The 25,148-nt window shown below is 64.3% G+C and carries 20 protein-coding genes and 1 pseudogene; 6 read left to right on the forward strand and 15 right to left on the reverse strand.

The features are described 5' to 3' along the window. The first annotated feature begins 17 nt into the window (after positions 1-17). Positions 18-2,087 (forward strand): glycoside hydrolase family 36 protein, encoded by a 2,070-nt coding sequence (locus QFZ29_RS17245; protein ID WP_306895388.1) that lies wholly within the window; start codon positions 18-20, stop codon positions 2,085-2,087. A 78-nt stretch (positions 2,088-2,165) separates the two neighbouring features. After that, positions 2,166-4,577 carry a sialidase family protein gene (locus QFZ29_RS17250; protein ID WP_306895390.1) on the forward strand — a complete coding sequence of 804 codons (2,412 nt, stop codon included), beginning with the start codon at positions 2,166-2,168 and terminating at the stop codon, positions 4,575-4,577. 742 nt (positions 4,578-5,319) lie between these two features. Here the strand turns inward: QFZ29_RS17250 and QFZ29_RS17255 are convergent. The 3 genes from QFZ29_RS17255 to QFZ29_RS17265 all read right to left on the reverse strand — a co-directional run bounded on the left by QFZ29_RS17255 (position 5,320) and on the right by QFZ29_RS17265 (position 6,930). Further along, entirely contained in the window at positions 5,320-5,517 is a 198-nt protein-coding gene (locus tag QFZ29_RS17255; protein ID WP_306895392.1) for a hypothetical protein, read from the reverse strand. Between the two features lie 107 nt (positions 5,518-5,624). Then, positions 5,625-5,990, reverse strand: coding sequence for a nuclear transport factor 2 family protein (locus QFZ29_RS17260; RefSeq protein WP_306895395.1), 366 nt, complete (start codon positions 5,988-5,990; stop codon positions 5,625-5,627). Between the two features lie 79 nt (positions 5,991-6,069). Next, positions 6,070-6,930 (reverse strand): helix-turn-helix transcriptional regulator, encoded by an 861-nt coding sequence (locus tag QFZ29_RS17265; protein WP_306895397.1) that lies wholly within the window; start codon positions 6,928-6,930, stop codon positions 6,070-6,072. 101 nt (positions 6,931-7,031) lie between these two features. Here QFZ29_RS17265 and QFZ29_RS17270 point away from each other — a divergent pair, with 101 nt between their 5' ends. Both QFZ29_RS17270 and QFZ29_RS20455 read left to right on the forward strand, forming a co-directional pair. Continuing rightward, positions 7,032-7,778, forward strand: coding sequence for an SDR family oxidoreductase (locus QFZ29_RS17270; RefSeq protein ID WP_306895398.1), 747 nt, complete (start codon positions 7,032-7,034; stop codon positions 7,776-7,778). A gap of 244 nt (positions 7,779-8,022) precedes the next feature. Then, on the forward strand, positions 8,023-8,202 hold the full coding sequence (locus QFZ29_RS20455) for a hypothetical protein (RefSeq protein WP_373426275.1): 180 nt from the start codon (positions 8,023-8,025) through the stop codon (positions 8,200-8,202). A 5-nt stretch (positions 8,203-8,207) separates the two neighbouring features. Here the strand turns inward: QFZ29_RS20455 and QFZ29_RS17275 are convergent, their stop codons facing one another. Beyond that, complete coding sequence (locus QFZ29_RS17275) at positions 8,208-9,386, reverse strand: low temperature requirement protein A (RefSeq protein WP_306895400.1); 1,179 nt, start codon at positions 9,384-9,386, stop codon at positions 8,208-8,210. Between the two features lie 730 nt (positions 9,387-10,116). After that, entirely contained in the window at positions 10,117-10,542 is a 426-nt protein-coding gene (locus tag QFZ29_RS17280; RefSeq protein WP_306895401.1) for a hypothetical protein, read from the reverse strand. Positions 10,543-10,570: 28 nt separating this feature from the next. Between QFZ29_RS17280 and QFZ29_RS20460 the strand changes: the two are divergent. Next, positions 10,571-10,645, forward strand: a pseudogene (locus QFZ29_RS20460) (hypothetical protein); the annotation flags it as partial. A gap of 193 nt (positions 10,646-10,838) precedes the next feature. Beyond that, positions 10,839-11,513, forward strand: a complete 675-nt coding sequence (locus tag QFZ29_RS17285; RefSeq protein ID WP_306895403.1) for a substrate-binding domain-containing protein — start codon at positions 10,839-10,841, stop codon at positions 11,511-11,513. 136 nt (positions 11,514-11,649) lie between these two features. Here the strand turns inward: QFZ29_RS17285 and QFZ29_RS17290 are convergent, their stop codons facing one another. From QFZ29_RS17290 to QFZ29_RS17335, 10 genes are all read right to left on the reverse strand, one after another. After that, positions 11,650-12,495: a carbohydrate ABC transporter permease gene (locus QFZ29_RS17290; protein ID WP_306895405.1), complete on the reverse strand. Its 846-nt coding sequence runs from the start codon at positions 12,493-12,495 to the stop codon at positions 11,650-11,652. Next, positions 12,492-13,331: a carbohydrate ABC transporter permease gene (locus tag QFZ29_RS17295; protein ID WP_306895406.1), complete on the reverse strand. Its 840-nt coding sequence runs from the start codon at positions 13,329-13,331 to the stop codon at positions 12,492-12,494. Before QFZ29_RS17295 ends, QFZ29_RS17290 begins: the two co-directional genes overlap by 4 nt. Positions 13,332-13,477: 146 nt before the next feature. Continuing rightward, positions 13,478-14,764 (reverse strand): ABC transporter substrate-binding protein, encoded by a 1,287-nt coding sequence (locus QFZ29_RS17300; protein ID WP_306895408.1) that lies wholly within the window; start codon positions 14,762-14,764, stop codon positions 13,478-13,480. A gap of 55 nt (positions 14,765-14,819) precedes the next feature. After that, positions 14,820-16,694, reverse strand: coding sequence for a glycoside hydrolase family 127 protein (locus QFZ29_RS17305; protein WP_306895410.1), 1,875 nt, complete (start codon positions 16,692-16,694; stop codon positions 14,820-14,822). Between the two features lie 130 nt (positions 16,695-16,824). After that, positions 16,825-17,823, reverse strand: a complete 999-nt coding sequence (locus QFZ29_RS17310; protein ID WP_306895412.1) for a LacI family DNA-binding transcriptional regulator — start codon at positions 17,821-17,823, stop codon at positions 16,825-16,827. Positions 17,824-18,311: 488 nt separating this feature from the next. Next, positions 18,312-19,481, reverse strand: coding sequence for a serine hydrolase domain-containing protein (locus QFZ29_RS17315; RefSeq protein WP_306895416.1), 1,170 nt, complete (start codon positions 19,479-19,481; stop codon positions 18,312-18,314). 30 nt (positions 19,482-19,511) lie between these two features. Next, positions 19,512-20,552, reverse strand: coding sequence for a family 43 glycosylhydrolase (locus QFZ29_RS17320; protein WP_306895418.1), 1,041 nt, complete (start codon positions 20,550-20,552; stop codon positions 19,512-19,514). Beyond that, positions 20,549-23,200 (reverse strand): glycoside hydrolase family 78 protein, encoded by a 2,652-nt coding sequence (locus QFZ29_RS17325; RefSeq protein ID WP_306895421.1) that lies wholly within the window; start codon positions 23,198-23,200, stop codon positions 20,549-20,551. The genes QFZ29_RS17320 and QFZ29_RS17325 overlap by 4 nt, the downstream gene beginning before the upstream one ends. A gap of 109 nt (positions 23,201-23,309) precedes the next feature. Further along, entirely contained in the window at positions 23,310-24,212 is a 903-nt protein-coding gene (locus tag QFZ29_RS17330; protein WP_306895422.1) for a carbohydrate ABC transporter permease, read from the reverse strand. Next, positions 24,212-25,099: a carbohydrate ABC transporter permease gene (locus QFZ29_RS17335; RefSeq protein WP_306895424.1), complete on the reverse strand. Its 888-nt coding sequence runs from the start codon at positions 25,097-25,099 to the stop codon at positions 24,212-24,214. Before QFZ29_RS17335 ends, QFZ29_RS17330 begins: the two co-directional genes overlap by 1 nt. Positions 25,100-25,148 lie beyond the last annotated feature (49 nt).

Here is a 25,148-nt window from a genome sequence, read left to right on the forward strand (position 1 = left end):
TCGAGAGCGGAGTGGTAATGACATCGCAAGCGCAGTTGCGTCGTGAAGAGGATCCGGTCTTCGAGTGGGCCCTCCCCGGGCTCCACCTGAAGTTCGACCACCGCGACGACCGGCCCGTGCGGCTCGCGCGCCTCGCGACCGCACCCGAGGCGCCATCCGCGGCCGCGCCCTGGGCGATCATCGACGTCATCACCGCCGGCGTCGAGCACCGCGCCAGCAACGACCAGGGCCTCCTCTACTCGAGTGCCGGGCAGCGGCTCCGCTACGCGGGCCACGAATCGGACGAGACCGAGCTGCGGATTCGCCAGCGCGCACCGGAGTTCGGCCTCGAGGTGCTCAGCGTCTTCCGCGTCGCTGGACCGGGCCTCCAGATCCGACACACCCTTCGCAACGTGGCCGACCGGAGTCTCGTACTGCTCTCGGTGAGCTCAGCGCTCGTGGCCGTGCCCGCCGACGGCGCGCACGACCTCTTCTGGGGCGAGAGCGAATGGCGGGCCGAGGGGCGCTGGCGACAGCGCCCATTGAGCGAGTTGCTGCCCGACATCGATCCCGTGATGCACGGTGGCCAGCACCCGCGCGGGCTCTTCTCGCTGACCAGCCATGGGAGCTGGTCGACCGGTTCGTTCCTGCCGACCGGGGTCCTCGCGGCCGAGACCGTCCCTTCGATCGCGTGGCAGGTCGAGACCAGCGCTGGCTGGCACTGGGAGGTGGCACAGGCTGGGAGCAGCGTGACGGTGGGCGTGCACGGCGCGACCGACAGGCACCACCAGTTCGCCGCGCGGCTGGCGCCGGGTGAGGAGTTCACCTCGGTGCCGGCTGGACTCTGCGTCGCCGATGGCGGCCGGGACGCGGCCTTCGCGGCGCTCACGGGTTACCGGCGCGCGATCCGTGAGGTGCGCCCGGTCGACGCTCGGCTTCCGGTGGTCTACAACGACTACATGAACACTCTCATGGGCGAGCCGTCGACGGAGAAGCTGCTACCGCTCATCGAGTCGGCGGCCGAGGCGGGCGCGGAGTACTTCTGCATCGACGCCGGGTGGTACGCCACGCCCGGCAGCGCCTGGTGGGTCGGCGCGGGCGAGTGGCTCGAGGCTCCCGAGCGGTTCACCGGCGGCTTGTTGTCGGTCATCGATGCCATCCGCGCCAACGGCATGCGGCCCGGGTTGTGGTTGGAGCCGGAGTCGGTCGGGTTCGAGTCGCCGATGGCGGGGCGGTTGCCGGAAGAGGCGTTCTTCCAGCGGTTCGGCGAGCGAGTGATCGTGGCGGGGAACTTCCAGCTCGACCTGCGGCATCCGGCGGCGCGCGCACACTTGGACGAGACGGTGGACCGGCTGGTGGACGAGTTCGGGCTCGAGTTCATCAAGCTCGACTACAACAGGAACATAGGCGGCGGGACTGAAGTGGACGCCGACGCGCCAGGGGCAGGGCTGCTCGGTCACACCCGAGCCTTCCGCGACTGGCTGCTCGGCGTGCACCGCCGGCATCCGGGAGTGCTGTTCGAGAACTGCGGTTCGGGTGCGCTGCGCATGGACTACAACCTTCTATCGGTGGCTCATCTGCAGTCGACCTCAGACCAGGAGGACTTCCGGAAGTACGTGCCGATCGCGGCGGCGGCGCCTGCGAGTGTCCTGCCCGAGCAGGCGGGGAACTGGGCGTATCCGGCCGCGTCGATGAATTTGGAGGAAACGGCGTTCGCGATGACGGCTGGTGTCATGGGGCGGTTGTACCTCTCCGGATTCCTCAATGAGTTGAGCGCGGAGCAGTCCGCACTGGTAAGCGAAGCCATTGCGCTGCATAAGGAATGGCGGCATCGCATCGCCAGGTCGCATCCGGTATGGCCGCTGGGACTCCCGGGCTGGGGGGACGAGGTGATCGCCCTCCAGCTCAACACCGGATCCGAGTCGCTGCTGGCGCTGTGGTCGCGCGGTGAGGCTGCCCAGGTCGCGCTGCCAGGGCTGCGCGGGCTGGACCTGAAGCAGGTCTACCCCGTCGCCCTGCCGGAGTGGACGATCCGCACCGACGGCGAGACGCCGGTCGTCGAGGTTCCTGCGGGGCCCGCCGCCAGGATCTTCACAGTGCAGCGTTGATCCACCGGTCTCGAGACACAGCACACCCAACACCACCCCCGCACCACACGTTCGATCACATCTAGGAAGGAACGCACCATGACCACATTCCCCAAAGGCGCCGGGCTGTCACGTCGAGGTTTCCTCGCCGGAGCCGGCGTGGCGGTCGCCGCGGTCGCGGTAGACCCCTTCTCCGGGCCCCTCTCCGCCTGGGCTGGTGAGGACTCCGATTCGAAGCAGATCAACGGCTACACCTGGAAGAACGCCGTCATCAACGGCGGCGGCTTCGTGTCCGGCATCGTGTTCAACGAAACCGAGCAGAACCTGATCTACGCCCGCACCGACATCGGCGGCTGCTACCGGTGGCAAGAGGACTCCCGGACCTGGAAGCCGCTCCTGGACTGGGTGGGCCGCGACAAGTGGGGCTATGCGGGCGTTGTCTCCATGGCCACCGACCCGGTCGAGACCGACCGCGTCTACGCCGCCGTCGGCACCTACACCCTCGACTGGGACCCCAATAGCGGCGCGATCCTCTACTCCGACGACAGGGGCGAGACCTGGGGCATCGCCGAGCTCCCGTTCAAGCAGGGCGGCAACATGCCCGGCCGCGGCATGGGCGAGCGACTGGTCGTCAACCCCGCCGACAACGCCGAGCTGTACCTCGGCACCCCTAACGGGAACGGCCTATGGCGCTCCAAGGACTACGGCCGCACCTGGGCCGCGGTGGAGAATTTCCCCAACCCCGGCAATTTCGTCATCGACCCGGGCAACATCATCTTCGCCGACAACCAGGGCGTGATCTGGATCGACTTCGACCAGATCGGCGGCAAGATCTATGTGGGCGTTGCCGACCCGGTCGACCCGCTCTACGCCTCCGAAGACGGCGGGGCGACCTGGCAGGCCGTCCCCGGCGCCGCCGAAGCGCTCGGCGCAGTCGACGGGAACCGCACCATTCCCAACCAGTCCGCAGTGGACGACACCAACGGATACCTGTACATCGCCACCAGCCACGACCCGGGCCCCGGCAACGGTCCGGCCGCTTCGGGCAACGGCGGCAAGATCATGCGGCTCACCACCCAGACCGGCGAATGGACCGACGTCACCCCGACCTACAACCCGCGCGGCATGATCCCGGGCTTCGGCGGCATCACGGTCGACCGACAGAACCCCGGCACTCTCATGACGGCCACGCGCAACAACTGGTGGCCCGACGAAATCATCTACCGCTCCACCGACTCCGGCCAGACCTGGCAGCTCAGCTGGGACTACGCCGAAGGCGAGGAACGCACCGACCGCTTCGACATGGACAGTTCGGGCAGCCCCTGGCTGTCGTGGAACGGCGAGGACCAGGGCGCGGCATACGCGGTCAAGCACGGGTGGATGATCGACGCCCTCGCGATCGACCCGCATGACCCCGATCGCATCATGTGGGGCACCGGCGCGACCATCTGGGGCAGCGAAGAGCTGACGCGGTGGGACTCGCAGGGCGAGCTGATCGGCGAGGACGAGGCCGGCCGGCGGATCGCCCTGCCGGTCGAGAAGTTCACCGTGGGGGTCCGCGTCGAAGGCTTGGAGGAGACAGCAGTGCTCGACCTCGCGGCGCTCGGCGGAACACTCGTCTCAGCGGTCGGCGATGTCGGCGGCTTCGTCCACACCGACCTCGACCGGGCGGAACCCATGATCGACACCGACTGGTCCACGGGCACCAGCGTCGACTTCGCCCAGTCCAACCCTGACGTCGTCGTCGGCACCGGCAGGGTGCACGGCAACGAGAAGGGCCACGTCGGCGTCTCCACCGACCGGGGCAAGACCTGGAGGAACGCCGCTCGCGTCGAAGGCGTCCCCGGCGACGGCCACGGCGGCACCGTCGCGATCAGCGCCGACGGGTCCAGGATCTTCTGGTCGCCGAGCGAAACCGAGGTCACTCCGGTGTACAGCACCGACCTGGGCGAGACGTGGAACCCGGTACGGGGACTCCCGGCGGGAGCGAAGATTCGGTCCGACCGCGTTAAGGCGTCGGTCCTTTACTCGTTCTCGGGCGGCACGTTCTATCGGAGCACCGACGGGGGCGCGACGTTCACCGACACGGGCGCGACCGGCCTGCCCACCGGCGCCGTCGAAGACTTCCGGGCCGTCCCCGGCCGCAAGAACCACGTCTGGCTGGCCGGGCGCGGGGACGAGAAGGAAGGCATCGTCGGGGGCATGTGGCGCTCCAAGGACGGTGGCGCCACCTGGAAGCAAGTCACCAAGTTCGAAACGGCGGACTCGATCGGCTTCGGCAAGGCCGCCAAGCGGTCCGGATATCCGGCGATTTACACGTCGGCGTTGACTGGGGGCAAGGCCGGCATCTACCGTTCAATCGACGGCGGCAACAAGTGGTACCGCATTAACGACGACGAGCACCAGTGGGCCTATGCGGGGGCCGCGATCACCGGCGACCCGCTCCTCTACGGCCGCGTCTATCTCGCCACCAACGGCCGCGGCATCATCTACGGCGACATCGCCGCCTGACGGGCGATGGCCGCTCCGCGCGACGCGGGGCGGCCATCGCCGACGTGATTCTCCGAAAGGCATTCCCGGAACGCACCGCGAAAGCCTTCGCGACCGGTGAGAGAGGCGAGCCTCGGCATCGTCATCTGCTGGGGACCGTAGGTGGCGGGGCTCCAGCGGATCGTCCTATTGCGTTTCACGATTCGGCTCCTCGCCTGTACTCGCGCAACTGTCGGTTCCAGGCGCACTTCTGAGCCCGCAGCGATTCGCGCGCGCTCTTGCGCTTTGCCGGTTCGAATTGCAGGGTGGTCGCGGGGGACGAATCTCCTGTCTGACTAACGGGGATTCGTGGCCGCCGCGTACCTGCGAATCGCAGGGCATCGAAGACGGTGAGCGAGGCACTGGCAATGGACTATGGACGTTCGCGCGCAGCCCTCTCGAAAACACACCCGTCTCGGGCTTCGCTACCGCCGACGGCCACTCGGCATTGGTATGTCCACTGGGCGCTTCGCTCACGGTTTACTCACGGTTTTGCCGAGTTCACCGTGTCTCACTACGTTTCACATTTCGCGTGATTCCGCGGCGCATGAGACAGGGTGAAGCAATGTGAGACGGCACTTAGGAACTTCAGCTTCCCAAGCTGATAGCGCGGGTTCGATTCCCGTCATCCGCTCTGATCAGGGGTTTTTTGTTTCTCCACTCGGGCTGATTTCGTGGCAAATCATGGCCTTGTCTCCACTTATTCGCCGGCTTGTTCTCAAGCTCACAGGCCATCGACGATGACCTTCTCCACCTGCCCGACGGGATTTTGCTCGAGCACCGTCGAAGACGGGGCGCCACCGGGTGGGGTCACAGTCGACGACACGGTTTGGCTGAGCCCGTGTGCCGGCGTTTCCCGGTCACAGCCGGCCTTCTTCAGCGCCTTTGTCTGAAGCTCGGCAGACTGCTCTGCAGTGCTCACGTTGAGACAAGATGACTCCCGGGTTTCCGGGGACCTGCCGACCGGGTGACGCCGCCGACGTTCCGTCTTAGCAACCGGTTGCTTTCCGAGTCGCCAACGTTACGTCATCAGCGGATGGTAAGCCTTTGAATCGAGTGGTCGGCGAGGTGGAAGACAAATGTGCCGCGTCCGTTGTAACCAAGACCCGAGACCGTGATCTCGGCGAGGATCGTCTCGTTTGTCTCGGTGACGCGCTGAACGGTTATTCGGTTGTGGGTACCGATGTTCTCTTGATCGCTCCACACGCCGATTTCTTTACGTCCGGTGAAGGTGCGCCCAAAGTCGTCGAGGGTGCCAGTCGGAGTAAAGACGTCGAGGAGTGCTTCGCGGTCCTCATTGTTCGTCGCGTCGATAAATTTCTGCGCAGCTTCGGGCAGCAGGCTAGAGGGCGATCGGTCCAGTGGCTCTCGCCCGCGCAGTGTCTCGTCGTTCATGCGAATACCTTTCGGTTCTGTTCCACCCATTGGGCGAAGGTGTGCGCTGGGCAATTCGGAAAAACGACTGCCCGAAACGCTATGAACTTGTGGTGGGTGCAGAAGTTGTGAATTGCTGTTGTCCGAGAACGGCTAAGAGCGCGAGCTTGTCAGCTGCTTCGCTTCGCGGTGCAGCGGTGAGCACGAGAAGCGCCTGGCTCTGGTCCTCGTTGAACATCACCTGACAATCGAGCTCGATGTGGCCGACTTGGGGGTGAACCAAGGTCTTATGGTCCCCAAATCGCGTCCCGACAACGTGCGTTCTCCAGATCTCGGCAAACTCAGCGCTCTGCTTCTGCAATTGTCTTACCAGCACTCCCGCGCGCGACTGTTGCCCAGCTGCTGCGTATGCCGCTCGCAAGTTCGCCACCTGGGCCTGGCTTTGCCGCGCACGGTCGGCGGCCGGATAGGACTCTCTCTCCGTGGGGTCTGTGAACCATCGGTAGACGCTGCTGCGCGCCGGCCCGGCGTACCGGGAGTGGTCTCCGAGGAGGGCCTTCGACAGTCTGTTCTGCAGCAGCGTCTCGCCGAGGCTGGAAAGGATGAGGGCGGGCGTGTCGTCGAGACGGTCGAGGACGCGCGCTAGCGCGGGAACAACATGAGTGTCGAGTGACGAACGCGCCGGGGCGTTGAGGTCGGCGAGACGGTATAGGTAGTCGCGTTCGTCGTAGCTGAGCCGGAGCGCCCTCGCCAGCGCCGCAAGCATCTGCTCGGAGGGATGCGGACCGCGCGCCTGTTCCAATCGCACATAGTAGTCCGTCGACATTCCTGTGAGCGAAGCAACCTCATCGCGGCGCAGGCCGGGTACTCGGCGGCGGGATCCCGTTGCAAGCCCGACGTCCTCCGGGCGCAGCGCATCGCGGCGGGACCGAAGGAATTCGGCGAGAGCAGGGCGATCCATGACTTCAGTATCCGTTACGAATCGGCCGTTATACAGGGACCGGGGATCCTACGACAACGGCTCCTCTCCCGCTATCGGAAGAGTTGGCTCAGATTAGTAACATGAACATTCACGGAAACACCATCTTCATCCCCGGCGCCACGTCAGGCATCGGACTCGCTCTCGCCCTGCGGCTGCAGGCGGCCGGCAATACTGTCGTCATCGGCGGGCGCCGCACCGACGTTCTGGAACGCCTCGCCGCCGAGCACGGCTTCTCGACCGTCTCCATCGATACAACCGACCCGGCATCAGTTCTGGCCGCCCGCGACCAGGTGTTGGCCCAGCACGGCGACCTAAACATCCTTGTCGCCATGGCCGGAATTATGATCCCCGAGGACGTGCGTAGCGCCGGCTCCTTCGAGATCGCCGAACAGATTGTAGAGACCAACATCAACGGCACGCTTCGCTTGGTCTCAGCGTTCATCGAACACCTCCAGACCCGACCCGCCGCCACGCTCATCACCGTCTCCTCCGGCCTGGCACACACGCCCCTGGCCTACACCCCGACCTACAACGGGTCGAAGGCGTTCATCCACCAGTACAGCGAGAGCCTCCGGCTGCAGCTCGCTGAAACCAGCGTCAAGGTCGTCGAGATCGTGCCCCCGGCCGTGCAGACCGAACTCATGCCCGGGGGGTCGGTGAACGAGCACTACCTGCCCCTCGACGCCTTTGCCGACGAGGTCATGTCGCTCATCGAAACCCAGCCCGACGCAACGGAGATCCTCGTCGAGGCGGTGAAGTTCCTCCGGTTCGCCGAAGTTGAGAACCGATACGACGCCGCCGTTACGGCGCTCAATCACTCCGCCTGACACCACAACCATCCTCGCAGCAGGCCAGTTCAGCCCGCTTGCGCACGGCAACACCTAGCGACAGCCGTGGCGCAAGCGGGCTCTGGACGACGCCCGCAAAGGCACTAATAACCATGGCTTCCGCGAACGCACTCTCCAGCGATCTGGAGAACGTCGGCGGCACGCACCTGGTCCTGCAGAGTGATGTATCGAAGTCGCAGCAGGTGGCGGAACCTCTTCGCCGAGGTCCGAAGTCGTTCGGCAGATCGATGTCGTCGTGGCAAACGCCGGAGTCGAGATCATTGACCGTCCGATGGTCGACCTCACGGAGGAAGACTTCGAACGCGTCGTCAACATCAACATCCGCGGCAACTTTCTTCACCCTTCAGGAGGCCTGAGCGTTGCCCGATGGTGGCCGCATCATCGTCGCTGGCCGACTACGTGATCCCATCAGCTCGCTTCCCGCTTCTGTCCGGCCTGCATCACGGTCACCACGACGACCAGCGCACACACAACCGCGATTCCGCCCACCACCCCGACGACCCCGAACGCACTGACGCCCGCCGGCAGCGCCAGCACCGTCACCGCCGCGGGCAATATAACCGACGGACGGATGACTCGCCGGACCGTGAGCGGCGCGTGAATCGCCCACAACAACGCCATGAAAACGGCGGTCGGAATAGCGACAGAGTACCCGACGATAAACGCCTCCGCGTGGAGCTGAGGACCGGTCAGCGGGAGCGTGATCGCAACTTCCAGGCCTGCTCCGAGGGCGGCTAACGCCGCAAAGATAACGAAGTGCCAGTATCCCCACAGATACAATTTGTCACGATTTGTGGACAGTGTCTCGCCCGCCGGCTGGAGGAAGTACATCCACCACAGGGCGAACAACAGCACGAGGCTGGCGGCCGAGATAGCGATCAGTGATGCGCTCACGCCGCCGGATTTCAATGCGGCGGCCACGCCGTTCGATGCGGCCAGCACGCTTTCGCCGAGCAGAATGATCGCGAACAGGCCAAAGCGATCGGCAATGTGATAAGGGTGCCAACTGGTGTGACCGGTGCGTTCGGCCCACCTCGGGACTGTGAGCTCCAAGGCGGCGAGCATGACGAACGCGACTAGTTGCAGCTGTTCCGGCAATAACCCGGTCTGCTGCAACACCAACCGCAGGAGCCACCCCAGTTGAAGGACCGCGAACCCGGCCGCGTACCGTAACGCGGTCCTGCGGCTGGCCGGTTCTTCAACCGCAGCCCGTAGCCAGTTGGCAATCAAACCGATGCGCATCACAATATACCCAAGGGTGACCGCCAGATAGTCACCGTCGTTGAACGCCGCAGGCACACCTGCGCCCAGCAGCAGTACGCCTCCCATCTGTACCATCGTCAGCAGCCGGTAGAACGCATCGTCTGTGTCGAACGCGGACGCAAACCAGGTGAAATTCATCCACGCCCACCAGATCGCGAAGAACACCTGCAGAAACGGCAGGATCGACTCCGCGGCATGATTCTCAGCGACCCCGTGCGCCAGCTGCGCTGTAAGGCTTGCGACGGAGACCACGAAAGTAAGATCGAACAGCAGTTCCAGCTGGCTGGCAGGGCGGTGGGGTTCGTCCGCCGCACGGGCCCTCATACGCACTCGCAGAGGCCGCTTGGCCGGGTTAATCTCAGACATTATGGAGGCAGGTTGAGAGCGGATGCGAGGCCCCATCGGGGCGGGTCGAGTACGGCGCGGCCTCGGCGGACGCCACGACGCCGAGTATCGAGCCCACCATCAGGATCAGGAACGTCAACACACAGGTCCTCCATTACCGTCGGTGCCTATCACAGGCTCAGAATGACAGCCCACAGCTCAGGTGCCAACCCTCGTAACCCCGGACAGCTTGTCCGGGTTCATCATCCACAACGTCCGATCATCAGTTTGTTTTCGTGAGCAAACCACGCTCAACTCCGTCGAAAGGCCTTTGGCCGTACGAAAGACGCACGTACATCAAGCCCCTGCGGCTCACATCACGCCCGCGTTCGCGCCCGCCCAGGGCGATGATGAGCCTCGGGCCCTGGGTGAGCCGGTCCGCCCCGTCAAACTGAAACGCCTGTCTGACGTGGCTGCCCAGCCTCGCTCTCGACGGTCGCGGCCGGGACTAGCGGCCTTAGGTAGGCGTTGTGACTGGGAGCGGAGACGACGGCAGCGTGGTCGCCTCCGCGACGAGCATCGCGCCCATGAGCGCCGCCACGGCCGCGAGTGCCGCCATGGGCGGCACGATCGCGAGCAGTGGGATCGAGGCTGCTATTGCAAGTGCTCCGACGACGCGCCAGCTGAGCCAGCCGAGGCCGATGAGCCTGGCGAACAGACCGCCTATCTGTCACGCCGTCGCGACGAACTCGGCTAGGGCCGGCTCACCGCGGAGCGCGACGGTCACCGGGAGGCATCCGTCCGCGCTCACCTCCACGGTGATCGGGCCGCTCCCGGTCGGCCGGATGATCGCGAGCGCGCGACCATCGAACGTCGCGTGACTCGGCGCGCCGTAGGCCTGCTCAGGAGCGGGATTCCCGCTGCCGAGCGCCTGCAGCACGCCGTCGCCAGTGACCTCCACCGAGATAGGGCGATCCGAATCGGTGAAGACGTTGCCCGCGTCGTCAGCCAGGACTACGGGAACGTAGACGAGGTCCGAGGCGACCCCCGCCGAGGCATCCGTCTCCTCCCCGACGACGAGTCGCGGTGACCCGACGGCGGTACGAAGCGCGTGCCGCTCGGCCGGCTTTCCATTGCGGTAGGCGACCGCGACCAATGCCCCCGGCTCGTAGTCGACCGTCAGCCAGGTCCTGAACGGGGATGCCCGGTTCCCGGCGGAGACGCGGGCAAAGGTGAGGGCTGCCGCCGAACAGCTCGGCTACCGCCCTTCTCGAGCCGGCCGGGCCCTGGTCACCGGCCTCAGTGACATCGTCGTCGTGCTCGTGCCGTATGCGACGTTCGGCCCTCACCTGCAGGATTCGGTAGACCGCATCACGAACGCATCGGCGACCGCAGGGACTGAGCGTCGTCGTTCGCTTCGGCCGCCCCGACGACGAGAGCACCCTCACGTCGGTGCTGGACATCCGCCCGACCGCGGTCGTCGACCTCGGGGTACTCGCACCGTCGCAGCGCGCGCAGCTGAACGCCGCGGGCATCCGCACCATCCCCTCGGCAACGCAGGTCATGGAAGCAGGCGAAGACCAAGACCCGATCGACATCCAGATCGGTCGTGTCCAGGTGCGCGAGCTCGTCAGGCGGGGATCTCGCACCATCGTCTATGCGGCACTGGCCGACGATCGACTCGACCCGTTCGGACCACCGCGCCTGGAGGGGATCCGGCGAGAGCTCGCGGAGCACCGTCTGCCTGACGCCGCGGAGATCCGCGTGCCGCTGGACCTCGCCGGCGCCCATGCCGCCCTGGCCGAAGTGCTGGTCGGAGCCGGCGACGGACCGATCGGTATCTGCTGCTACAACGACGACGTCGCGATCGCGGTGATCGCCGCACTCCGTCGTGTCGGGAAGACCATCCCCGACGACGTCTCCGTCATCGGGGTCGACCGAACCGACGTCGGGCAGCTCGTTTCGCCACGCCTGACCACGGTCGCCATCGACATGCCCTCCCTGATGGAGTCATTCGTCTCGGAGCTGACGACGATACGTGACAAGTCCGTTTCCGGTCAGGAGACGCCGACGACGCGAGTTGAGGCCACGGCCCTCGTCCAACTCGTGCGCGGTGAGACGACCTAGGTGTTCTCCTTGTGGAGACTTGTGGATTCGATCTCGTAAGCCGCGGTCGCGGAGCCGAGGAGGAAACCAGGAGGGATGTGCATTCATGCTCCTTTCGGGCGCGACGGTGCCGCCCTCTGGGTTGGATCGCGGTTGCTTACTTCAATGCCCCGCCGAGCAGGCCGGCTACGTAGTAACGCTGCAGGACGAGGTAGACGATCACGCACGGGATGACGGTGACCGCGACACCGGTTTGCATGAGCCCGAAGTCGAGCTGGAAGTTCGCGTCGGCCGAGAGGATGCCGATTGAGACCGGCAGCGTGTACAGGCTTTGATCGGTGATCAGGATGAGCGCGGCGAAGAACTCGTTCCACGCGGCGAAGAACGAGAGCAGGGCCGTAGAGACCAGGCCGGGGACGGCCACCGGCAGCATGACCCGCCACATCGCGCTGAATGCGCTCGCTCCATCGATCTGCGCGGCCTCTTCGAGCGACGCGGGAATCGCGGCGAACGAGTTGCGCATGAGGAAGATGCCCAACGGCAGGTTGAACGTCGCGATCACTAGGGCGACGCCGAGCAGGTTGTTCTGGAGGCCGATATCACGTAGTACGAGGTACAACGGCGTGATGATTGCTTGGAAGGGCACCATGAAGGTGACGAGTGTGACGAAGAACGCGATCCGGCTGCCCCGATAGGGCAGTTTCGCGAACGCGTAGCCAGCCAGGGTGCTCACCAGGACCGCCACACCGGTCGCCACCAACGACACGAAGGCGGAGTTCCCGGCGCTTTGTACGACGCTCAGTCCCTTGCTGGAGTCGAAGATCTGCGCAATGTCGTCGGGACCGACCTGCGAGAGCATCACGCCGATCGGATACAGGAACAGCACGGCGAGGCAGATGCTGATTGCCCACCACGCGATGCGGGGAAGGACCGGTTGACGTCGTGGCACCTCGGCCGCGTCGGGAAGCAGTGTTGCAGTGGTGGCCGGGAGCGTTGTGGTCATGAATTGTCCGAGTTCCGAAGGAGAAGCATCTGCCCGAGGCTCACGAGCCCGAGCGCGAGCATGAGGATGAGAGACAGCGCTGAGGCGTAGCCGACGTCGAATTGCACGAAGCCGGTGCGGTAGATCTGGAAGACAGCGGTGATGGTGGAGCCGGCCGGACCGCCCGTGGTCATGATGTAGAACTGGTCGAACGCCAAGAGCGAGCCGTCGACTGAGAACACCAGCACGAGCGCGAGTGTGGGACGCAGGAGCGGCACCGTGATGTGCCAGAAACTCTGCCACGCGTTGGCCCCGTCGATCCGAGCTGCCTCGGTGACGTCTTCCGGGATGCCTTGGATGCCGGCGAGCACCAGCAGCATCTGCAAGCCGACGACTTTCCATGTCACCATCGTCACGACGATTGCGAACGCCGACCAGAAATCGGCGAAGTAGTTCGTCCTCGGATCCAGCAGCCCCAGGTCGCCGAGCAGCAACGTGGTCGGGCCGATGTCGGACTGCCACATGAACAACCAGATGTAGCTTCCCGAGGCGAGGCCGATGACGACGGGAAGGAAGTAGATCGTCTGGAAGAACCGATGCGCGCGTGTGCCGCGGCGGACGAGGAACGCCAGGGCGAAAGAGAGGATCAGCAGGATCGGGGTGATCACCACCGTGTAGAAGATGGTGAACGCGCCGGCCCCGAGGAACTGGTTGTCGCGGAAGGCCTTGACGTAGTTGTCGAATCCGATGAACTCGGGCACGCCGAGCAGCGGCCAGTCGTGAAGTGACATGGTGACCGTCCGGATGAGCGGCCAGATGAAGAACATGCCGAGCAGCACGAAGGCCGGCAGGCTCATCGCCAGGCCCAGCAATCCTCGCCGACGCGCCATGCGCCCGGCGCGTGCGCGCTGTGGTGGTGCGGTTTGCTGAAGTGCAGTCATCGTCGTTGCTCCCGATCCGTGACGGGGCGGGCCCGGCGGCCCGCCCCGTCGCACGATGGTGGTCACTCGTTGGACTCGTCGAGCAGAGCCTGGGCGGCTTCTTGCGCCTTCGCCAAGGCGTCGTCGACCGAGCCGGAACCGAACACGGCCTCCTGGATCATCGTGGACCACACACCGTTGGGGTCGTTGAACAGCTCATTCTCGATGACGCTGTACGGGACCTTGCCGACCTCGAGCGCGTCGGCGAACACCTGGAATCGCGGGTCCTTGGAAATGTAGAGCGTTTCCAGGAGGTCGATGCGGGTGGGCATCACACCGTTGTCGGCGATGACTCCCTGCGCCTCGTCTCCAGTCGCCCACTCCAGGAACTCCCAAGCTCCTTCGGGATTCTCAGCTCCTGCGGGGATGGTGAGGTTGTCGCCGCCTGCGAACGAGCCGATCTCGCCCGCTTCGGCTCCCGGGATCGGAGCCAATCCCCAGTCGAACTTCGCGCCGTCGGCCTCGTCCTCGAGCGAGCCGATGTAGAACGTGCCCCAGTTGAAGATGCCGACCTTGCCCTGCTTGAACGCGTCTCCAGCGTTGGACCCGGAATCCGACTGTACGAGCTCGGGCATGGCCCCGGCGTCCCACATGTCGCGATACATCTGCATCGCCGCCGTCACGTCGGGAGAGTCGAGCTGCGCTTCCGTGCCGTCATCCGAGAGCACGTTCCCGCCGCTCGCCCAGACGTAGGGCGTGATCGTGAAGATGTTGCATCCGCCGCATGCCCCCGAGAACGCAAACCCGTAGTTGCCGTCGCCCGTCGCCGAGATCGCCTCCGCCGCGGCCTGTACTTCGGCCATGGTGGCCGGCGGGGTCTCGGGGTCGAGGCCTGCGGCGGCGAAGAGGTCTTTGTTGTAGAACATCGCTGAGACGTCCGCGGTGAACGGCACCGAGTAGACGCCGCCGTCGTATTCACCCTGAGCCACGTGGCCCGGGCTCATGTCGTCCTTGTAGGGCAGGTCGTTCCACTGGTCGCTGATGTCGGTCAGCGCGCCCACGGACGCGAAGTACGGCACGTACACCAGGTCGATGGACGCAACGTCAGGGGCGTCACCTCCCGCTGCGGCCGTCCCGAATTTCTGCACATAGTCGGCGGCCGGCACGAGCGTGACCTCGACTTGCGTGTCGTGGGACTCATTGAATGCGTCAGCGAGCTGCTGCATGAATCGGGACTGGGAGTCGCGCACCCACAGCTTGACTGTGCTGGAATCGCCTCCGCCGCCACTGTCCGAGCTACAACCTGCGAGGCCCAGCCCGAGGGCGGCGACCGTGGTGAGCGCGATGAGCGAAGTGGTGTGACGCCTCATTGCGTGGTTCCTCTCTGTGTAAGGGATGGCCGGCGGACCGGCCGCGCCTGCATGCTCAGATGGTGGGCATCCAGACGCGCATGGCTCCGGGGGTCCTGTTTGCCCACCGGTAGTACGGGATGGCGCGAACGGTTCGGGAGTCAGTTGCCAGCTCCATGTTGGCGACCGGCCGGTAGAGCGCCGTCTTTGCGGGCTGTGTCCGGGCACCCACGATGTCGAGCACAGGAACGCCGAGTTCGACATCCGTTCCGACGTCGATTGCCGTCGGGTGCGCGGGGATGACGATGTCCTCTAAGTGCAGGCCCTCCGGGAGGTCGGCTTCTTCGAGGCAGTAGTACACCGGTCCGCGTCGGAGTGCGAGCGTGCCGCGGGCTCCGTCGACCCATGGGTGTGCACGGTCGAACACGGGCTCCACGGGAAAGTTCAGGCGTACCGAGGTGGTGCCGGAATCCGCAACGAGGTAACCGGGCGATGCCGGAAGCGCTGCGCCGCCGTCGAACGCCACGGTTGCGCCGTCGGCCCATGCCGGCACTCGGAACTCGGTGGGTCGCGTTGTCGGCGCATCGAAGGTGATGGTGACGTCAGGGGCCCACGGGAAGTTCGTCTCGATGGTCGCGACGATTCCGTCGCCGATCTCGACGGTGCCGGGTGTGTAGATGTGGAACTGCACTGCGTCGTCTGACTCCGTCGTGAGGTACGCGTTGATGGATGACAACAGTCGTGCGAGGTTCGGTGGGCAGCAGGCGCAGAAGTACCAGTCCAGACGCGAGGAGGGGGCGTCCTCTTCGTGCGTGTGTCCGCTGCGCAGTTGGAGCGGATTCGAGTAGAAGAACGACTTGCCGTCGATGGAGGTCGAGACCGCGATCGCGTTGTACAGCCCGCGCTCGATCTCGTCGGCGTACCGCACGTGGCCGTCGAGAAGCAGCATGCGCCAGTTCCAGTGCAGGTTCGCGATTGCCGCACACGTTTCTGAATAGGCCCGGTCGGCTGGGAGCTCGTACGGGTCACCGAACGATTCGCCACGGTGCCGGGAGCCGAGACCTCCTGTGATGTACATCTTCTGATGGTGAACACTCGTCCACAGCGCGTGGAGCGATTCTCGGTATCCGGCGGCCTCCTCGTCGAGTTCAAGGTCGGCGACGCCGGCGAGCAGGTACAGCTGACGGACGGCGTGCCCGATCGCCTCACGCGCCTCGCGGACGGGCGTGTAATCCTGGTAGTAGGCTCCGCCGAATTGGCCCTCGCCGATGGTGCGGTACCCTCGCAACTCGATCATCCGCTTCGCGAGCGCTCGGTGGCGTGGGTCGCCGGTCAGGCGCGAGAGCTCGACCAGTGCAGTTTCGATCTCGGGGTGACCATCGATGTCGTCGCGGCCGCCCTCGCCGAACGTGTCATGCACGAGCTCGACATATCGCATCGCGATATCGAGCAGGTCGGTGCGGCCGGCGTGCGCCCAGGCGATAGCAGCCTGCACCAGGTGACCGAGCTTGTACATCTCATGCCCCTGCGGCAGGTCGGTGAAGCGCTCGCCCGCGCGCGGGCCCTGGTAGTAGCTGTCGAGGTACCCGTCGCTTTCCTGGACAGCTTCGAGCAGGCGAATCGCCTCGTCGACGAAGGGGAGGAACTCGGTGACGTCACCGCGCGCGGCCTCCCATCCGATGGCCTCGAGCGTCTTGTAGAGATCGGAGTCCGCGAACAACGGTCCGCGGAATGACGCCTCGCTCGCGCCGACGAGTCGGCGCAGGTTGTCCATGACGCCGCTCGTCTCCATCCGCTCGATGCAATGCGGAATCGTGCCCTCGCGGTTCACGCGCTGCCAGTCGCCGATGAAGCCGCCGTTGAGCTGTACCCGGCGAAGATCCAGCGGGCGCCGCGCGGTCGCGCGGGCGGGCGCGGCCGGGACCACGAGCGATGGTGAGGGGCTAACCATGGTTCTCCTCGTTGAGCGGGATGGATGCGAGAAGCCGGCAGTACACCGGTGCACGAATGTCATAGTACACCGGTGTACTACCTGCGCAAGAGCGATGTGTTCGAGATGGCGCTGAGTTTCGAACCGTGAGCTAGACGGAGGCCCGGCGAACGACTCGGTGCTCCGCGACGACCACCTGCGGCGGTGCATCCGGTTCCCGCAACCGCTGCGCGAGGCGCTCGACGGCGCTCTCCGCGATCCAGTTCCGACCCGAATCGAGGGTCGTCAATTGGGGGAACGCCAGCGCCGCCTCCTCAACGTCATCGAACCCGACCACCGAGACATCTCGTGGCACTTCGAACCCACTCCGCTGCAGCTCGCCCAGCGCACCAAGCGCCAGGGCGTCATTGAATCCGAACACAGCGTCGAATTCGACACCCGCCGTGATCGCGCCGGCGATCGCCCGCGCGCCGGACAGGCGATTCCAGGGGATCGGTCCGAGCAAGAGGTCGCCGTCCAATGCGACACCATATTCTGCCAGTGCCCGCTCGTAGCCGTTGAACCGGAGGGCCGCCGCGGTCGGAAGATCTGAACGCTCCATCCCGAGTGCGACGATGCGGCGACGGCCATGATCCAACAGAACGCGGGTCATCTCATACGCGCCCTCCACATTCGCGACGGTCACGAAGTCGAACCGGCCGCCGTATATGCGATCACCGATCAGCACCACCGGCACATCGAGCGTGGCCGATTCGATGTCGTCCGGTCCGAGTGCGATGGCGTGGAGGATGAGACCGTCGACGTATCGCCCTTGCTCACCGTGCAGGAGCGCCAGCTCGCGGTCGTGGTCTCCATCCGTCACCTCGACAACGACGTTGAGCCCGCGATGCTGCGCCGACGATACAACCGATTGCGCCAGCTCCGCGAAGTAGGGGTGCGCGATTTCGGGCACCGCAAGCGCGATCGTCCCAGTGCGTCCCGAACTGAGATTTCGGGCGGAGATATTCACCTTGTAGTTGAGCGCCTCGATCGCAGCCTCGATACGGGAGCGAGTCTCCGGAGTCATGTAACGGTACCCGTTGAAGAAATTCGAAACCGTCTTCTTCGACACGCCGGCGAGACGCGCGACGTCAGCCATCGTTGCAGCCACCGGCGCCTCCTCTTCCCAGGCCCATTCATACCATCCCCGCACGGTACCTACGGGGTGATGCCCTGGTTCCGGCCGTTCGCGGCGCCAACTGAACAATCCGCGGCGATGAAGGCGCGCTGCGGAGCACTCATCTCCGTACAGAGGTCGCATAGCATCCAAGCCTTCGGCGCGGCCGCGCGCGACGTAGAACACGATGCCGTTGTCCCGTGGCAGCCGCGGTGCCGGCTGATGCCCACGGCTGTGCGTTCGGCGGACCGGATGTCGCGCCGGATCGACTCCGCGAGCAGTCGGGCTCACTCGAGGGAATGGCGCGGGATTTGGTCTGGAGATACACCGAGCCTTCCGACCGCAGAACAGCTGCGATGCTGTCAGCGTTCCACTCAAGCAACACCGATACGTTCGCGGCCGCTTGCGTGCCAGTCGGATCGTCATCGAGCACCACGGTGACCAAACGCCGGCTCCTTCCTTTGCCTTGAGTGATGAATGGGTCAGCGACGGTCTTCAACGCATTGCGCGAGGGCCTGTACCCAGGTCTTTCGAGGATCTTGGTCCGAAATATTCATGCTCGTGCAGGTGTAACCAACGGCCAGTCTCTTGTCGGGGACGCCGAACCCGTGGACACCTCCCGCGCCGGGGTGGCCGAATCCACCGGGCAATAGGTACGGTCCTGACGGGTCTGACAGCCAGAAGCCCAGTCCACGATCGAATCCCTGGTCAACGCTGGCGAGGGGTCTGAACGGCGGAAGCTGCGCGACGCGGCTGACGCGTGCGGCATCCAGCGTGTTCGAGTTGAGGAGTCTGTGTCCGTCCACTTCACCCACTAGGGCCGCGTACATTCTGGATACTGCCTTGGCGGTGCCCACGCCGTTCGCTGAGGAGATCTCCGCGGCGCGCCCTTCCCGAGTGTTGAGGAAGGGAAGGAAGTTGTCCTGTGCTGCGAGCCCCAGTAGGAGTTCTTTGATGACGGGGGCGGTCGGGTCTACACCGCTGGTCGCCCATGTTTCGCTGATTCCCAGCGCGGGCGGCGTTCCCCACTGGGACCGTGGCCAGACTCGAGGTTCCTGCTCTTCTGGGAGGCCGATCCAAAGATCAAGACCGAGAGGACGAGCGACGTTCTCCGCGAAGAACTCACCCTCGGTCTGTCCGGTTATCCTGCGGATGACTTCGCCCACGAGATACCCGAAGGTGAACGCGTGATAGAAGCCGCGAGTGGTACCGGGCTGCCACATGGGCTCGGCACCGACCAACGCGTTCAGGCACTTGTCTCGATCGGCCAAGTCTTCCGCTGTGATGCCAGCTGCCGAGGGGAACACAGGGAGACCTACGGTGTGTGCGAGAAGATGCGCGGTTGTGGCCTCCCGCTTGTTGTACGCGCCGAACTCTGGCCAGTACTTGGTCACCGGTGCGTCGACATCGAGCTCCCCCGCTTCCATGAGCATGGCAGCGCAGATCGCAATGGCTCCCTTGGTGGTCGACCACACCATCGTGAGTGAATTGCGATCGAAGCCCTTGGTGTCGGCAGGTGTGGAGACGAGATCCACGACGACTCTTCCGTCGACGTGAACGCAGAGTTGCGCACCGCCGGGGTCGCTTGCCTGCCCGTCCGCAAACGCCGACCTGACCCGCTCATACCCGGGAGCGACTGTTCCTTCGATCATTTCACGCTCGATTCCATCGGCTTCTTCGGCCTAGCCGAAGTCCTCGATCCGCCACTTGTCGTGCCAATCGATGCGGGGCATCCCGTCGTCGAAAGTCACCGGGAGCCACACATAGGTCGCGACAGACGTGTCGTCGTCGCCGAGGTATGAGTGGAGTTCCTCCCGCACGGTTTCGTCTCCGGAGAAGTGCCTGTCGAAGAGATCCATGACTTTCGCGGACTCGGCGGGCGTTGCGTTGGGGAGCCACCTGTCGCCGAGGGCGATGTAGAGGTCCTTGTCCGGGTGCTTGAAGACCGAGCTGATCTGCGTGCGGAAGGACGTGCCGGTCGTATCTTCCGGATGCGGGTTGCCCAGCACGTCCCAGGGGCCGTGATATGTGGCCGCCGAGGCGATCTCCGAGGGATTCGGGTAGTACCACGACGTCCCAGAGGTGATGAGGTAGTGCGTCGATCCGCGCCGGAAGTAAGCAGGCGCCTCCCGTACGGCCGGAGGGTGGGGATGGGGAAAGTGAGTCGAGTAGTAGCCCGATACATCCGTGTAGTCATCGGTCAGGTCGGCGCAGATGAGTTCGCTGTGCACTCGCTCGAAGTAGTAGTACGCCTTGCCGCCTTCCGGATCCACGACCAGGTCGAAGTCTCCGGCGCTCATCCCGAGCGGTCGGTGGCCGGTGCGCAAGATGGTGTAGGGGCCGGTGATCTTGTCGGCCTCAAGGATGGTGACTGTCTGGACATCCCCGAGAATTTTCACCCAACAGATGTACTTCCCGGTGCGGTTGTTGAAGATGATGTGGGGGCGATCTACCTGCCGGGCCGGATGAAACGGCGACGTGGCGTCGTCGGGTTCGGGCTCGATGATGTTTCCGAGGTTCTCCCAGTTGTAGAGATCGCGAGAGGCGTACAGTCGGATTCCCCAGTGCCAGATCCCGCTTCCGGGCTTCGTTCGCTCCTTGTTCTCGCCGTACCAGTAGTAGGTGTCGCCCTCGCGGAAGATGGAGCCGCCGTGCGCTTGAATCGGCTCACCCGAGGTGTCCAACCAAGTCGCGCCCGGCCGGAAGGAGTCAAGCGTTGTCATGAAGCTTCTCTCTGAGTCGACGAGCCAATGAGTGATGCCGTGAAGTGATGAGATCCGTGTTCGACCTCGCGCGAAGAACCGTCAGGGAGGTCCACGACACCAGAACAGCCAACCGGCACGACGACGTCGAGGTGGAACGTCGTGTCATCGACCTTCCAGTCCGAGGTGATCCGGCCGTAGGGGCTGTCGAAGTCTGCCCGGGCACCGGTGAGCCCTCCGGCCGGGATCGGCGCTACGCGCACGGATCGATATCCCGCTTCGGTCGGGGCTATTCCTCCAATAGTCCGATGCATCCAGTCCGCGACTGACCCGAGGGCATAGTGATTGAAAGATGTCATCTGACCCGGGTTCACCGTCCCGTCATCGAGAAGGCTGTCCCACCGCTCCCAGATTGTCGTGGCTCCCTTGGCGACCATCGACAACCACGACGGCGTCTGCTCCTCCAACAGCAGGGCGAAGGCCTCCTCGTGGTGCCCAGTCATGGTGAGGGCATCCGAGATCAGGTTCACGCCGGCGAACCCGACGCCGATCCTGTTGCCTCGCTCCGTCACCAACGCCGCAAGTTCAGCACCAGCCCGGCGAGCTGCCTCATCGCGGACCAGATCGAAGACGATGGCGAGGGCGTAGCCGGTCTGGGTCGGATTGACCAGCCGACCATCGCCGGTCGACCAGCGCGTCAGGAAGGCTTCGCGGACTTCGTCGGCGAGGGAACGGTAGTAGCGAGCGTCGTCGAGCTTCCCGAGCGTCTCGGCAATCAACGACAGGCGTCGGCTAGACCAGGCGAAGTACGCCGTGGCGACAAGGTATGGATCCGTGAGCGCCATGGCCGGCTGGTCGGCCGGGGCGGCCGGGTCCAGCCAGTCACCGAGTTGGCGTCCGGTGTCCCACAAGCGTGAGGGCCCAGCCAATCGTGCCACTTGGTCGACCCAGTCGCGGGCGCTCTGGTATTGCTGCCGGAGGACTCCGCTATCCCCGTAACGCTCGAATAGTGTCCATGGCGTCAGCACCGCGACATCACCCCAGACCGCCCCAGGGACGATCGGAGTCCATTGTGGGGCTCCCGGAATGACGGGCACGTACCAGGGAACGGTGCCGAAGCGATTCTGCTCGAGTGCCACATCCTTGAGCCAGCCAGACAGGAAGCCGTCGACGTCGAAGAGATAGCTCGCAGTGGGAGCGAACACTTGGATGTCGCCTGTCCACCCCAGCCGCTCGTCGCGCTGCGGGCAATCGGTGGGAATACTGACGAAGTTGCTCTTCATGCTCCACACGACATTCTCGTGAAGCCGGTTGAGGCTCTCATTCGATGTGGTGAGCCAGCCGGTGCGTCGCATATCGGAGTGATACACCCGGCCCAGAATGCTCAAGTCGCTGAGATCTCCGGTATACCCGGAGATCTCGGCGTATCGGAATCCGTGGATTGTGAACCGGGGTTCCCAATCTATTGATCCTTCTGAGCCGAGATAGCGGTCGATGGAGATTGCGTCCCGCAAAGTACGCACGTAGAGCTCCCCGTCCTGGAGCACCTCAGCATGCCTGACCTCCAACTCCCTACCCACCCCTGAGGGCGCGCGAAGATGAAGTCGGCCGGCGAAGTTCTGACCGAAGTCAACGAGGATGCTGCCGTCATCTCGACGCTCGGTCGAGACGGGCACCAATTCCTCGGTGCATCTCACCGGCGGACCCTCCTGGGGCACGATCGTGCCAGTAAGGAACTGCGCGATCTTCACGGGGGCCCATCCCATATCGTCGAACTCCGCAGACGACCACGGCCCGGGCATCGCGTCGTTGTCAAACTCCTCACCGACGTAAAGGCTGCTTCTCAGGATGGGTGAGGGACTCGCCTTCCAATGCTTGTCGGTACCGATGACGATCTTGGACCCGTCTGCGCATTTGACCTCGAGCTGGGCGAGCAGAGCGATATCGGTGCCGTAAATGTTCAGGGTGCCGCCGTGAAAGCCGTAGCGGCCTCGCCACCACCCATCACCCATCCACGACCCGATGGCATTGTCGCCTTCGACGAGCATCTCGGTCACGTCGTAGGTCGCGTGCTGGAGGCGATCGGAATAGACCGACCATCCGGGCGCAAGGGCCTCAGCGCCGACTCGGGAACCGTTGAGTTCCATTTCGTACAGACCGTGGGCCGTCACGTAGAGACGAGCCTTCACAGGTGCCGAGGGCAGCGAGAACGCGCGACGGAACAAGGGTGGGCGTCGGTCCGGATCCGAGTGATCTTCAGGCCACGGCGGCATGATTCCCGACGTGGTCCAATCGAGTGGATCCACCAACCCGACTTCGACAACACTGGCCATCGACCATGCACTGAGCGTGCCGTCTTCACCGTGAACTCGGACACGGACCGTTGCCTGTTCGCGTGAGGCCAATGGGTGCGTTGGCCAGGGAACCAGGACTTGGGCTGCGCTCGTCATTTTGAAGACTTCCGAGACCTCGCCCCGTGTCACTTCAAGCTCATAGGCGGCTTGCACCCACCCGGTAGGTGCGGTGGTCGTCCAGCTGATGCGTGGCTGCGTGCATCCGATTCCGAGCGCATCATCTGCGTGCTCGAACCTGGGTGCTGATGGCAGCGCTCGCCCGGCCAACAATGACGCGGTCATGGGGGTCTCGGCGATGCCGGAACTCGTGGTCAAGACAATGGTCCTTTCGGAGTGAAGAAGGGTGCCCGAACGTGCGGCGTACTGCGGGCATCGAAGTAAGGACTCGACGGATCGGCATGTGCCATCCGGATCGTGGAGCGCGCTATCCCTTCACGGAGCCCGCCACCAGGCCCTTCTGAATCTGCTGGTTGAGGAGCAGGTACACGAAGAACATGACCCCGACATTCAGGCAAATGGCCGCGAAGAGTGGACCGTACTGAAGCGATCCGTACTCTCCTGCGAAATTGAGGAGACCAACCTGCAACGTGCGCAGATCCGAGGAGTTGACGAAGGTCAGCGCGAGAAGCAGATCGTTCCAGAGGAAGAAGAACTGCACCAGGCCAACCGTGAACAGGGCATTTCGAATCATGGGCAACCCGATGGAGAAGAAGGACCGGATGAGGCTCGCTCCGTCCATGGTCGCCGCCTCGAAGATCTCCCGCGGAATGGCCCGGAAGTATGTGGCAAGAAGGAACACCGTGAGCGGCAGAATGTCCGCCGTATAAGTGAGGAAGAGCGGCCAGAGGGTACCCGTGAGTCCCGTTTGGAAATAGATCGTGAACAGCGGAAGGAGGGTCATCTGAACAGGAACCATGATTCCCGCCAGAAATATCAGAAGGACCGCGCTGCGGCCCTTCCACACCAGGACCTGGAGGGCGAATCCGGCGGCCGCACCGATGAGCAGGCCCACGAACAGTGCCGGCAGAACCGTGACGGCTGTGTTGGTGAAGTACTCTGCGATGCGGCCGCGAGTCCACGCTTCGACGTAGTTGTCGAGGTTCCAGCTCTGCGGCAGTTCCCAGAAATGACCACTCAGGAACTCACCTTGAGTCTTGAAGGAACTGAGCACCATCCACAGCATCGGCACAATGACGATCGCGCCAAGGAACACGGCGAGGATGGTAGCCGGGATCCGTCTCAGGACTCGACTCACCGACCGCACGCTCGTCACGCGACTCTCCGATTGCACGCTCGTGGTGCCGCGGCTTGGAATTGTGATGGTCATTATCGGACCTTCTTCATGTCGGGGCGGTTCGCGCGCACGATGAAGATCGTCGCCGCCAGGCAGATCAGCGTCAGCAGGAACGCCAGGGCGCTGCCGTAGCCGTAATCGCCGTATTGGAACGAAGTTTGGAACATGTAGACGGTCAGGGGGGTCGTGGTGTTGCCCGGCCCACCGTTCGTCAGGGCAATGACACTGTCGAAGACCTTGAGCGTGCCGTTGATCGAGAGCACCAGCGCTGACAACAGCACCGGCATCGACAACGGAAGTACGATGTGGCGGACCAGTCGCAGCCCACCCGAGCCATCGATTCTTGCGGATTCGATGATCTCCTCAGGGATGTCGAGGATGCCCGCGTACAGCAGCACACCGTAGAAGCCCATGGAGCGCCACAGGTCCATGGTCAGCAGGACCAGGAACGCGCTCGTGCTGTTGCCGAGCCAATCAATCGAGTCTCCACCCAGCAGGTGGACGAACGAATTGACAAGCCCATCAGCGGGAGCGATCGCGAAAAGCTGCTGGAACAACAGCGCGACGGCGACGGTGGGCAGCACGACGGGAAAGAAGACGAGCGTTCGCACAAAGGACGACGACCGGCGCAGAAGGAAGACGTAGGCGAGCGACAGCAGGAAACCGAGGGTCACCTGGCCGATGGTCATCACCACGCCGTATTTCAGCGAGAAGAACAGTGCGTCCCGCACCTTGGCATCTCGGAACAGTTCGACGAAGTTGTCGATTCCGGTGAAGGTGAATCCGGTAATGGCGTTCCCATCGGTGAATATGTATCCGAAGGACCACACGATGGGGATGAGCGTGAAAGCTGTATAGACGAGAAGTGCCGGGCCGACCAGGATCAGCAAGGTCTTGCGGTCACCGATAAGTGGGTTCATGAAAGAGTTCGGGTGGGGGCCGTCCGCCAGGGCCGACCCCCACCCATTC

The organism is Agromyces albus, assembly GCF_030815405.1.
GTDB lineage: Bacteria > Actinomycetota > Actinomycetes > Actinomycetales > Microbacteriaceae > Agromyces > Agromyces albus_A.